Source organism: Pseudomonas sp. KUIN-1 (assembly GCF_009176725.1).
GTDB lineage: Bacteria > Pseudomonadota > Gammaproteobacteria > Pseudomonadales > Pseudomonadaceae > Aquipseudomonas > Aquipseudomonas fragariae.
Genome location: NZ_AP020337.1, coordinates 5,826,185 through 5,837,628, shown reverse-complemented (window position 1 = coordinate 5,837,628; position 11,444 = coordinate 5,826,185). Strand labels below are relative to the sequence as shown.

General features: G+C 53.6%; 7 protein-coding genes and 2 pseudogenes. All 9 read right to left on the bottom strand.

Annotation, left to right across the window (positions count from 1 at the left end; genetic code table 11):
- Positions 1-14: 14 nt before the first annotated feature.
- A pseudogene (locus KUIN1_RS28870) lies at positions 15-118 on the bottom strand (Rhs element Vgr protein); the annotation flags it as partial.
- Positions 119-642: 524 nt separating this feature from the next.
- Entirely contained in the window at positions 643-1,029 is a 387-nt protein-coding gene (locus KUIN1_RS26545) for a hypothetical protein (RefSeq protein ID WP_152092402.1), read from the bottom strand.
- 3 nt (positions 1,030-1,032) lie between these two features.
- Positions 1,033-1,341: a scabin-related ADP-ribosyltransferase gene (locus tag KUIN1_RS26540; RefSeq protein WP_152092401.1), complete on the bottom strand. Its 309-nt coding sequence runs from the start codon at positions 1,339-1,341 to the stop codon at positions 1,033-1,035.
- A 211-nt stretch (positions 1,342-1,552) separates the two neighbouring features.
- The gene (locus tag KUIN1_RS26535; protein ID WP_152092400.1) at positions 1,553-1,990 is read right to left on the bottom strand and encodes an SMI1/KNR4 family protein; all 438 of its coding nucleotides are present in this window, start codon (positions 1,988-1,990) and stop codon (positions 1,553-1,555) included.
- 412 nt (positions 1,991-2,402) lie between these two features.
- Positions 2,403-3,370 (bottom strand): annotated as a pseudogene (locus KUIN1_RS28225) (RHS repeat domain-containing protein); the annotation flags it as partial.
- Positions 3,371-3,712, bottom strand: coding sequence for a hypothetical protein (locus tag KUIN1_RS26525; RefSeq protein ID WP_152092399.1), 342 nt, complete (start codon positions 3,710-3,712; stop codon positions 3,371-3,373).
- A gap of 1 nt (position 3,713) precedes the next feature.
- A complete protein-coding gene (locus KUIN1_RS26520; RefSeq protein WP_152092398.1) occupies positions 3,714-8,615 on the bottom strand; it encodes an RHS repeat-associated core domain-containing protein in 4,902 nt (1,633 codons plus the stop codon).
- Positions 8,612-9,355 (bottom strand): DUF4123 domain-containing protein, encoded by a 744-nt coding sequence (locus tag KUIN1_RS26515; protein ID WP_024652726.1) that lies wholly within the window; start codon positions 9,353-9,355, stop codon positions 8,612-8,614. Before KUIN1_RS26515 ends, KUIN1_RS26520 begins: the two co-directional genes overlap by 4 nt.
- Positions 9,345-11,387, bottom strand: coding sequence for a type VI secretion system Vgr family protein (gene tssI / locus KUIN1_RS26510; RefSeq protein WP_024652727.1), 2,043 nt, complete (start codon positions 11,385-11,387; stop codon positions 9,345-9,347). The genes KUIN1_RS26515 and tssI overlap by 11 nt, the downstream gene beginning before the upstream one ends.
- Between the last annotated feature and the right edge of the window lie 57 nt (positions 11,388-11,444).

Sequence of the window (11,444 nt, the reverse complement as noted above, 5' to 3'; positions counted from 1 at the left end):
GCGGAGTCAAAAGATCAGATCGCATACGCACCTGCCTTACATTTCTCACATTCTTCACAGAACGGCGCGTTACGTTTCAGGGTGGGATCTGCTCCGGGGTCAGAGCCGCACCGGTCTTATAACCGTGCTGATCGCAGTGAATTTCTTCGCCTTATAGATTTGTAACTAATTAAGGAGTAGTTAAGTTACTCGTAAAGCCCCATAGACGAATTCAGAGCGTTCAGCAATTTCTCTTCGGATATTGAGTTTTGACTAAGATTGGCGGCATCCAAGTCCCCCCACTCTTGATCATCCTCTATTTCCAAGAGAAATAAAGGGCAGCTCTTTTTATTGAAAAAGTCAATTATGTCTCGAAGATCTTTTCGCGCTGAACGTGGTCGTTTCCATAGAGATCGCACATATAAAAAAAGCCTTTGTCGCCCTTGGCCAGTTTCTTTTGAGAGTCAATAAGTGACATCTTGAAACGTTGATGTAGGAATTTTGCGATTTCAATGTCATGAGTTGGAGATGCAGGGGCAATACTTATTTTGATCATGATTTAAAAACCCTAAAAACTAGTGGGTTAAGTGACTTTCCTGTTATCTAATTTTGAAAGTTACCAGCATGCCACCTTTAGAGAGCAAATGGGATTTGAAAATATTTCTATTGGAGTGAGTTAAGCCAGTTTTTAAAATATTCTGATTGCATGGTGGGCTCGTTAGTCAAGTTTTCTTCTTCATGATCAAAAATATTAACCAGATTTTCTCTGCGGGCTTGTTTTCCTAGCTCAAGTTCGTATGCCATTAATCCAGCTGACATTTGTGATGACATTCTGGACGGATGTACATTACGTTTTGCTCCTTTGCAAAGAAATTTAATTTCGGGTAGCTCTTGCCTTAGCTTAATGAAACAGGAAAATAAGTTTTCACCATGGCAGATTCTTTCAAGATTTTTGAATCTAAAGATTATAGATGGTTGTTCTACATCGTAATATATAGTTGCTTTTTCTCGAAGCCCATTATGTATTAAGGTGATTTCTCTATTGTCCATTTGTCATTTTCTCGCCGGATTGGGTATTGAATATCCTTCATAGCTACCATCTGATTTCAAAGGTGTCACCCCCAAAATATCTTCTGTATTTATTTGCCCGGGTATTGCAATTTCTTTTTCTTCTGGGAAAGGAATCTTTGATCCCAGCTCTCTATTGACGTCTCGACCATCTATTCGTCCTAGAGTGTAAAGATTTCCGGTTTTCGTTCTATAAGCTGTTCCGAAGTCTATCGCCACATCAGGGGAGGTTGATGTGCTAATGAAATTGCTTGGAGGGGTGTTGTTGTCAAATGCATGGAGTTCTAAGTCCATGCTATCAGGAGTACGAGTCAGGTAATTTCTGAAGCGTTACAGATTTCTTGTAAACTCCAATTGTGGTGGTATATTTATAGCACTGTGATACATATAAAAATCTCGCAGACTTGAATCATTCCTCTACGGGGATAAATAAAATAACACCAAAGCTAATTTTTTATTTTTCATAGATCGATCCTTTTTTTCGTTACTATTTATTGTTTTGCATTTAGTTGGAGAGCGCAATCTCGCTAAGGTAAGTCAGCATATTTTCGTATTTTGTTTTCTGCCAGCTTTCAGTTTCATGGTCGAAAAAGTAAACGTCTGGCAAACATTGATTTTCTTTGATTTTAAATCCGTAATAATCACCTACTCCATTTTCAGAGAAAAGAATATGATCTTCTCTTTTTTTAGACTCGGCTTTATTTATTTCTAAAATATTAAAGCTGCTGTCTTTATCTAGTGAGTAGACTATGCCGAATGCAAAATATCCGCCGCCATATCGCTTCACAAACTGGACGTATTCATGAGGCAGAGTTGCGTTTAGTTCCTTTTGAGCGAATTCTATACTTTCTTCGCTTGCAAGGCTATCTGGATCCAAACCAAACCAAACTGGATTGGCCAGCTTTTTTTCATTTACAAATTCTTCAAATTCGTGGAAGTTCATTTTTTGGGGCCTTTATTGTCATAAATCCATTCTGGTAGCTTTTCATCTGCACCCTGTTCTCTCGCACGATACCACCAGTGGAGATTTCGATCCTGCTGCCTCATTTCTAGAGTTACGCCCTGATTGAACTTGTTAGGGTGAAGTGTTTTGTTACCGCGATGCTCCGCTGGCAATATTTCATGAATTGCTGATCCCGGCATTTGATCCGCATGATGAAGGTCAGGACTTCTGAGTCCTCTCGGTGGGTGGCCAAGCAGTGCTTGTTTCAGATCATTTGTAGACCAGTCACCTTCAATCCTCACTGCTGGATCATTAGGGCCATAGCCCGTAGAAGTGGGGGCGTCGCGTTGGCCTTCGTCGACCGCCGGTTTTGTTGTAGCGTTATCGGCGTCAAAGCCTGGCTTGCTCCCATCCGCACCCGGACAATTATCCAACCCCAACGGATCCACCCACCCCGTAGGGTTAGGCACATACTGGTAGTTGTTCAACCCACCCACCAGCTTGATCGGATCCGGGGTCAAAAACCGGCCAGTGCCCGGATTGTAATAGCGATGCCGGTTGTAATGTAAGCCCGTTTCCGCATCGAAGTACTGACCCTGGAAGCGCAGCGGGTTGTCGATTTCGGCGATGTCGAGGGTGGCGAGGTTGCCGTAGGCGCGGTATTTCGCCGACCACATGATCTCGCCGCTGTAGTCGGTGAGTTCCTGCGGCGTACCGAGGTGGTCGAGTTGGTAGTAGAACGGAGTTGCTTTCAGCGGGCCTTCGCCGTCCAGCATCGCCAGCGGGCGGAAGGTGCCGGGTTCGTAGATGTAGCTGCGATAGCGGTTGTCGGCGCTTTCGGCGATCAGGCGTTCGCCTTGCCAGAGAAATTCGGTGGTGTGGCCATCGACGGTCTTTTCGATGCGTCTTCCGAAGGCGTCGTACTTGTAGGACGCGGTACTGCCGCCCGGCAGGCTGACGCCGATCAGCCGGTGCTGGCAGTCGTAGCGGTATTCGGTGACGAGTTTCTGGCCGGTGCCGCGGCGCTCACGGATCTGATTGCCGTAGGCGTCGTAGTCGTAGTGTCGGTCGCCCTGCATCAGCAGGCGGTTGCCTTTGACGTTGGCCAGGTTGGCAGCCGGTTGGTCGCCTTGGCCGAGCAGGTTGCCTGCCGGGTCATGAGCGAAGCTTTCCGGGGTGGTGCCACGCACGTTGATCAGACGGTCGAGCGGATCGTAATGATAGCTACGGTTGCCTTTTCGGCTGTCGTTGACGCCTGCCAAGTTGCCGTTTGCGTCGTACGCGTAGTGGCGGTGGAACAGGTTGCGGTCCTGCTGGCTGACACTGCGGGCCTGAAGGCTACTGATACTGGCTGAGCAGTAGACCTTGCAGGCGTTCTTTCTAAACGTCAGAGCTGTTTAATTCATTTAGCATAAGCTCTTCACTTATTTTTATGTCGTCCAAATCACTTGGATCTACCGATCCCCAATCTTCGTCATCATCAATTTCAATTATTGTTAATGGTATTTTTTTTCTTTGAAAAAAAGCAATTATCGCCCTTATTTTTTTATCATGTTCCATGTGGTCGCTCAGATAGAGTTGACAGGTGTAAAAAACCCCCCTCTCGCCCATGGCCAGCATGTTTGATGCGCTGCCTAAAGCCCATCCAAGTGTTTTGTGCAAAAATTTTGTTGCCTCTATATCCTTTACAGGATTGCTGCACGAAATGCTTATCTTAGGCATGTCAGAACTCCTCTGGAACTAGGGGGTTAAGCGGCTTGCCCTTCGTGTCATTTTGAAAGTTGCCGCCATGCCAGCGATAAAGGTGTTCACTTTTTGTAGTCGGGTAGATATTTAGCTTGCTATCAGCCAGTTGTGGGTAGTCGAGAGCGTTATACATGTGATGACCCTCTATTGGCTTGCCATCAAATTTTGGAGTCTTTTTGTTTAAAATGTCTTCTTTTTGGGCATCTGACCAATCCCTTGTTCCAGGTTCGCCTCTCTTGAGCCTGTTTCTTTCATCAGTCCAAAAACTTCTAACGCCTTGCCGTCTTCTCAAGCTGAAGCGTCTGTCCCAGTCATAATTAGCCATCTCATCTTGAGTCGCCGTTCTGTTTGCAATTTTACCTTCTATTGCCTTTTTGTTCGGCCCGCTTAACGGTTTATAAGGAGTTTTGTAACTTGGTACTTCTGGCTCGCCCTCATCGACGGCTGCTTTAGCACTGGCATCCTTGGTCCCATTCGCTGGTTCATGTCCGTCCGCCCCTACGCACTCCAACCCCAACGGATCCACCCACCCCGTAGGGTTAGGCACATACTGGTAATTGTTCAACCCACCCGCCAGCTTGATCGGGTCGGGCGTCAGAAACCGTCCAGTGCCGGGATTGTAATAGCGATGGCGGTTGTAGTGTAAGCCCGTTTCCGCATCGAAGTACTGACCCTGGAAGCGCAGCGGGTTGTCGATTTCGGCGATGTCGAGGGTGGCGAGGTTGCCGTAGGCGCGGTATTTCGCCGACCACATGATCTCGCCGCTGTAATCGGTGAGTTCTTGTGGGGTGCCGAGGTGGTCGAGTTGGTAGTAGAACGGAGTTGCTTTCAGCGGGCCTTCGCCGTCCAGCATGGCCAGCGGGCGGAAGGTGCCGGGTTCGTAGATGTAGGTGCGATACCGGTTGTCGGCGCTTTCGGCGATCAGGCGTTCGCCTTGCCAGAGAAATTCGGTGGTGTGGCCATCGACGGTCTTTTCGATGCGACGGCCGAAGGCGTCGTATTTGTAGGACGTGGTACTACCGCCCGGCAGGCTGACGCAGATCAGTCTGTGCTGGCAGTCGTAGCGGTATTCAGTGACAAGCTTCTGTCCGGTGCCGCGGCGCTCACGGATCTGATTGCCGTAGGCGTCGTAGTCAAAGTGTCGGTCGCCCTGCATCAGCAGGCGGTTGCCTTTGACGTTGGCCAGGTTTGCAGCCGGTTGGTCGCCTTGGCCGAGCAGGTTGCCTGCGGGGTCGTGGGCGAAGCTTTCCGGGGTGGTGCCACGCACGTTGATCAGGCGGTCGAGCGGATCGTAATGATAGCTACGGTTGCCTTTTCGACTGTCGTTGACGCCTGCCAGATTGCCATTTGCGTCGTACGCGTAGTGGCGATGGAGCAGGTGGCGGTCCTGCTGGCTAACGCTGTGTGCTTGCAGTCGGCCTTGTTCATCGTACTGATACTGACTGAGCAACAGACCTTGCTGGCGTTGCTGCTCGCGGCCTGCGCTGAACTGGTGGGTGGTCAGGCGCGAGCCGTTGAGGTCGATGCTGCTCAGCTGTCCGCCGCGCTGGTGGTGGTAATCGAGTTTGCTGCCGTCAGGCAGGCGGCACTGGCTCAACTGGCCAAGCGCGTCGTACTCGTAGCGGGTGGTGCCCCAGCCCTGATGCTCGGTGATCAGGCGGTCTTGCAGGTCGTATTCGTAAGCCAGCGGCCAGTTTCCGTCATCAACGTTCACCAGGCGCCCAAGCGCGTCGTAGCGGTAGTGGATTTCCTCGCCATCGGCGAGGGTTTTGACCAGCAGACGGCCAGCGCTGTCACGCTGATACTCGGTGACCAATTCACTGCCGTCGTCGCCGAACTCGGTTTTCTTCAGCAACTTGCCGTTGAGGTCGTACTCGTAGGCGGTGCTGCGGCCGTCGAAGCCGGTTTCTCGCTGGATCAGGCCATTGCTGTAGTAGTCGAGGTGGTAGTGCTCGCCACGTTCGTTCTCGATCTCGGTAAGCAGCAGGCGGGCATTGTCGTAGCGATAACGCAGTTGGCTGCCATCCGGGTTGATGCGGCGGCTGACCAGATGCAGGTTGTCGGCGTATTCGTAACGGGTAATGCGGCCCAGTTCGTCGCGCTCGGCGGTGACTTTGCCGTAGGCGTTGTAGGTGAACGCGCGGGTGGCGCCGCCGGGCAGGGTGATCTGCGCCAGGCGGTTGGCTGCGTCCCATTGGTAATGGGTGATGGCGCCGGTTTCTTCCTGACGGGTGATCTGCCGGCCAAGTGCGTCGTAGCGGTATTTGCGCTGACCGCCGTCGGGCAGGCGCTCTTCGAGCAATTGGCCAAGGCCGTTCCAGCCCAGCGTGTGACGACTGCCGTCGGGGTGACGGATTTCCAGAAGGCGACCGTGCAGGTCGTAGCTGTAATGGGTTTCGTTGCCGTCCGGATCGATCTGGACGGTGATGTCACCTTGACGATTGCGATCGTATTTCCATCGCGCATCGCCGCGTTGAACCTCAACGAGCTGACCATCGAAGTAATTGTAGTGCGTTGCTTCTTCGTCGGCTGGTACGACGGACATCAAGCGTCCGGCATTGTTGTAATGATATTCGGTGATAGCACCGAGCGCGTCTTTCTCCGCTATCAGGCGGCCTTCGTCATCATAAGCTCTTTGCGTTTCTGCACCGTCAGGCGCAGTTTCACTGATCAGTCGTGCATTCTCATCATGCACGTAGACCTGCTCACTACCGTCGGTGTTGAGAACTGTAACGGTGCCTTTATCGTCCCAGATGTAGCGTGCTTCCATTTGTGCATAGTTGGCCCAGTGACGAACGCATCGTGATAGTTTGCCTTCACGCTCCCATTCCCAAAAGAAACTTGCACCACCCGCTAGCTGTCGCTCAAGGATAACGTGCTGTTCGTTGTAACGATAATGCTCCACCTCACCGGCGGCATTGGTCGCTGACAGAAGTTGGTTTTTTTCGTTGTATTGATAGGTAACCAGCGTCTGAATGGTCAACCAAGGGTCTTGTCGCTCACCACGATCATCATATTCTGAACGCTGTTGCTGATAATCCACTGCTGTAATATGACGGTCTTCATAGCGCAGTAATAAGGCCCGCCCTGCACCGTTGTCGACGCGCTGAACCCGGTCAACCAAGTCATAACTTATGTGTATCCGGTTGCCATAAGCATCGCTGACAGCTATCAGGCGGTTTGCTCGAAAATGGTAAAAGCGGTCACCTTGTTCTGCTTGGTTAAGGACTAGCTCACCTGGTGTATCGCCGAGGTAGATGGCCGATTTCGACAAGCTATTGGTTATGGCTGGGCGTCGCTCGGTGGGCATTGGAAAGCGGGTTTGACGGTTCTCATTGTCCGTCCACAGAACTCCTTCATCGTCCAGTTGAAGGCGATGGGAAAGAGAGTGGCTCCAGCCGTAGCCCAAGCGACTATCAGTTTCTACTGCACTGGTTCGGTAAAAGCGAGTCCATGGCAGCCGTAACAAACCATCCAACTCTCCGTCGGTCAGCGTTAACAGTTCCTCCCCCGTGACCATTGAAACGGGCTCACCATTTGTGCATGTATTATTGGCACACTGCGCAGGTTGATCAGCCGGGTTCTTCGACTGTTCAGGCGCGTCGTCGACTGGCTCTTTCTGTTCAACCTTTGTGGCGTTCTTCTTCTTGCCTCGTGCCTGAACCTGCGCGTCCGCTTCCACCGCGCCGGAAATGGGCGGTTTTTTCTTCGGTGCTGTAGCCGTGACAGCCGGTTTTGGAGGTGCGATGGCGACGTCGGCCTTGCGCGCCGGGTTCAGCCTGGCATCCGCATTCAGCAGCAGGGGCTTGGCGGTTTCGGCGTGAGCTTCTGCGTTTTTCCGGCTGAGCTTCATCAGCATGGAGGTGAAGTCTTCAATCAGCGCCATGACTTTGCCGCTGTTTTGCGTCGCTTTGAGTGCCTTGGTAGCGACCCGCACAGTCAGGCCGATGCCACCGGTCAGTACGACGCCGATCAGGATGTTCATCAGCACTTCGGTGGTCAGTTCGGCGAGCACTTCGGTACAGGTCTGCGGCGGCAGCATCTTGACCCACGCCACGATGGCAGCGACGTAAATCCACATCAAAGGCTCATCACTTGCGATCAGCAGCGCTGTGTGAATAGCTTTTTTCGAGGCGTTGTAGATCTTCTTGATCTCTTCCTCGGTAAAGAACTTCTTCAGTTTCTCGTAGTTTTCTCGGGGGTGGGCAACCAGGTTGTAGAGACTTTTGATATCTCCCCATAAACCCATGATGGCTTTGAGAAAGCCTTTCCAGGCTGAATCCAGTTGCTGCAGGGCACGGCCAGTCATGGACGCGTTGCTATGCGCCTGCCAGAGCGGCAGAAAATCGGTACTCCACTGGGTGGTCAGCCAGCTGCTCAGCTCGCCGATGACGCCCTGATAGGAGTTGAACAGGCTGTCGATCTGGGCGGGTGTCGGGTTGGGGAAAAAGGTGATTTTGTATTGCTGGTTAGGCTTGAGACCGGTGACTTCTTTGATACCGCTGGGACCAATGGTCACGTTTATAGGAGCGCCAGCCTCATTTTTGCCCATGATTAAACCGTCGACTACAGGCACAAGTCGCACAGGCGTGTTGCCGATCGGTACAAAACGCGCGGACTCGAAGCTATGCACCAGCTTGAGTTTGCCGTTGGCCGGGCATGTCGCATACAGGTCAGCGCTGCTCTTGCTGTCCTTGTCCTGAGTGCCGACTTCATCGCCTACCTGAAACTGCTGTTCCGCATCCAGAATACCGCCATACCAGGCCTCGGCATGTTTGCGGTAGTCGGCGAGGCACTTCTTGAAGTCCTTGATGATGACCTGGGCATCGGGTTGCTCGGCTGTCAGGTTGCCGACGATAGAACCCATGGAAATGTTCATGCGGTCACCTCATTTTTCAGGTGGGCTTTCAACAGCCCGGTATAGTTTTCTTCCGTGAGCGAGGTGCGTTTTACGAAACGAGCCACTTTCTGCCGCAGATTGGATTCGGGAAACGAAAAGTACAGTTCGGCTTCATTTTCTTGCAGCCACTGCATCATGTTGTCGATGACAGTGTTGTGGTCATCGCCCGCAAGCTTTTTAATCAGTGCGTCCGGCACGCTCCACCAAGGGAACGGCATCGGATCGCCGACGACCCCCTGACCGGTTATCAACGCTCGCCCGTTGATCAGATAGCGATCAAAAACCGGAACCACTTCAGGTGCTTCTGCGCCGAGTTCGCTCAGAATCGGATAAATATGCCGCCCATCCCAGAACCGGAAAAACACCTCGGCCCCGTCCGGCATCTTTACCTGGGTCAGACTGCGGAGATGTTCGAACACCACTTGCGGCGCACACGTCGAAACCGCCAGCCAGCCCCAGTCTTCGGCATCGGTTTCGGCTACCCAGGTCAGGAAGGCTGAGCGGGGCTTGAGCTCGCTCAGGTAAGGCATCACCGGTTGCCAGGTGTCATAAGGCGTGCCGCCCCAGATCGGGATGAATCCGGTGTCTGGCTCGGCCATGTGCAGGGTTTTAAGCGCGTCGGCATCACTGGCGGCGCTGACGACCACGTACAGGTGTTCGTCCTTGCGCAGCGGTTGTTGCGTCAGCCAGTCTTGTGGCGTGAGTCGGTCAGATCGCACAGGCACCGTCCTTGCACTTCTCGCATTCTTCACAGAACGGGGCATTGCGTTTCAGGGTGTTGATCTGCGCCGGGGTCAGAGCCGCACCGGCCTTGTCGGCATCGGCCTGCAGCAAAGGGCCTGGCATCAGCGGGGCCGCCGGGGTTCCGCTGCCGGGGCTGCCGCCTTCGTTGACGCGGATCACCGGGCCGCTCAGGGTCACGCCGCTAGCATCGATCTTGATGAAGCTGCCCCCAGCCTTCAGGGTCAGTTCGCTACCGGCTTCAAGCACCACTTTCACGCCGCTGCTCAGGTGGATCTCCTGGCCTGCTTCGATGAACTGGCCGGTGCCTACCTTGACGTGCTGGTTCGCACCCACGGTAAGGTGATCGTCAGCCCGTCCTTCTACTTTGCGGTCGGCGTAGACGGTATGGTGCTCTTCGGCCTTGAATTCGCTGTAGCTGTTCTGTTCGACCGTGTCGTGTCGCTCGTTGCCGACGCGTATCTTCTGATCGTTCTCGACGTTCTCGTCCCAGTCGCGCTGGGCGTGCAGGAATATCTGTTCCTGGCCTTTCTTGTCTTCGATGCGCAGCTCATTGAACCCGCCACCACCGGGTGAGCTCAAGGACTTGAAGGTACTGCGGGTTTTGTTAGCCGGCAGGTCGTACGGAACCACGTTTTCCTTGTGGTACAGGCAGCCACTGATCAGTGGCTGATCGGGGTCGCCTTCAAGGAACGTCACCAGCACTTCCATGCCAATGCGCGGGATGGCAATGCCGCCGTACATCGCACCGGCCCAGGCCGAGGAGACCCTCAGCCAGCAACTGGTCTTGTCGTCGGACTGGCCTTCGCGGTCCCAAGGGAACTGCACCTTGACGCGGCCGTACTGATCGCAGTGAATTTCTTCGCCTTTGGGGCCGGTGACCACGGCGTTCTGGCTGCCGAGAATGCGCGGCTTGGGATGGTTCAGTTGCGGACGGTTGGGCACGTCCCACGGGGTGGCCTGGAAGCGGTTGCGGTAGCCCTGATGGAAATCATCCTTCAGGTCGGTCGTGTCGCTGGTGACCGACTCCTCCAGTACCTGCGGCTGTTTGCCTTCGTGCAGGATTTCGGTCAGCAGCCACAGATCGTTCCATTTGGCTTTGGGGTGCTGGGTCAGCGCCAGAAAGTGGCCGCTGACCAGCAGCGGCTGATCGCTCTTGCCCATGGCCAGTTGGTAGTCGCTGCGATGACGTTCCAGTGCTCGTTTGGCCAGTTGCTTGCCACGCTCGCGATCCACGAAGCGGCCAGGGTAGTCGTAGTCCTCGAGGTCGGGGATGGAATCGCCCCGGTTTTCGCTTTCCAGCGTCAGGCGCGGTTTCTCGAAGTCGTAGTCGCGGCGTGTCGTGCGGCTAGTACGGGTTTCCAGACGCAGGTCGAATCGCTTTATCACCGGATCGGTGGCGACCATGCCTGAGTCTTGCTGGTAGGCCACTGGTGCGAGTTTCGGGAACACCGTCTGGTCATCGCCGAACACCAGCGTGTGGCCGGTGGTGCTGTGCTGGAAGTGGTAATGGATACCTTCCTCCTCGCACAGGCGTTGGACGAAGTGCAGGTCCGATTCATCGTATTGAACGCAGTAGATGCGTTCGGGATAAATCGTCCCGACTTTGAATTCGTAGGCGTTGCTTTGAATACCGTGCTCTTCGAGCACCATACCGATGATTTTCGGGACGGTGAGGTTCTGGAAGATACGCTGGTTGGTGCGGTGTGCCAGGTAGGCCAGCTGCGGGCGCAAGGTCACGGCGTAGCGGGTCAGCCGCTTGCCCGAATCGCCCTGTGAGGCGCGGTAGATCTGGCCGTGAATACCGCTGCCGTCAGGCGAGAGTTGCAGAAAGGCCGGTTTGTGTAGCAGTGTTTCGAGGTCCAGAGACGGCTGTTCACTGACCAGATCGACCTCAAACAAAAAGGGCTGGCTGATGGCTTCCCGACCTTGCAAGGCAAGCACCTGCAGATCATTGGAAAGGCCTTCTATGGTCAGGGCGAAGTGAGTCTGATTGGCCGGCGCGAACATCCCTTGTTCCTCGTGCAGTGCTGCTGCGTGCGTCGGGGCTCAAAAAAAATTGCCCGG

Bases quoted from the DNA above. Each gene is read 5' to 3' on its own strand.
- KUIN1_RS26525 (WP_152092399.1), bottom strand. From the start codon at position 3,712: ATGCCTAAGATAAGCATTTCGTGCAGCAATCCTGTAAAGGATATAGAG.
- KUIN1_RS26535 (WP_152092400.1), bottom strand. From the start codon at position 1,990: ATGAACTTCCACGAATTTGAAGAATTTGTAAATGAAAAAAAGCTGGCC.
- KUIN1_RS26520 (WP_152092398.1), bottom strand. From the start codon at position 8,615: ATGAACATTTCCATGGGTTCTATCGTCGGCAACCTGACAGCCGAGCAA.
- KUIN1_RS26545 (WP_152092402.1), bottom strand. From the start codon at position 1,029: ATGGACAATAGAGAAATCACCTTAATACATAATGGGCTTCGAGAAAAA.
- KUIN1_RS26540 (WP_152092401.1), bottom strand. From the start codon at position 1,341: ATGGACTTAGAACTCCATGCATTTGACAACAACACCCCTCCAAGCAAT.
- tssI (WP_024652727.1), bottom strand. From the start codon at position 11,387: ATGTTCGCGCCGGCCAATCAGACTCACTTCGCCCTGACCATAGAAGGC.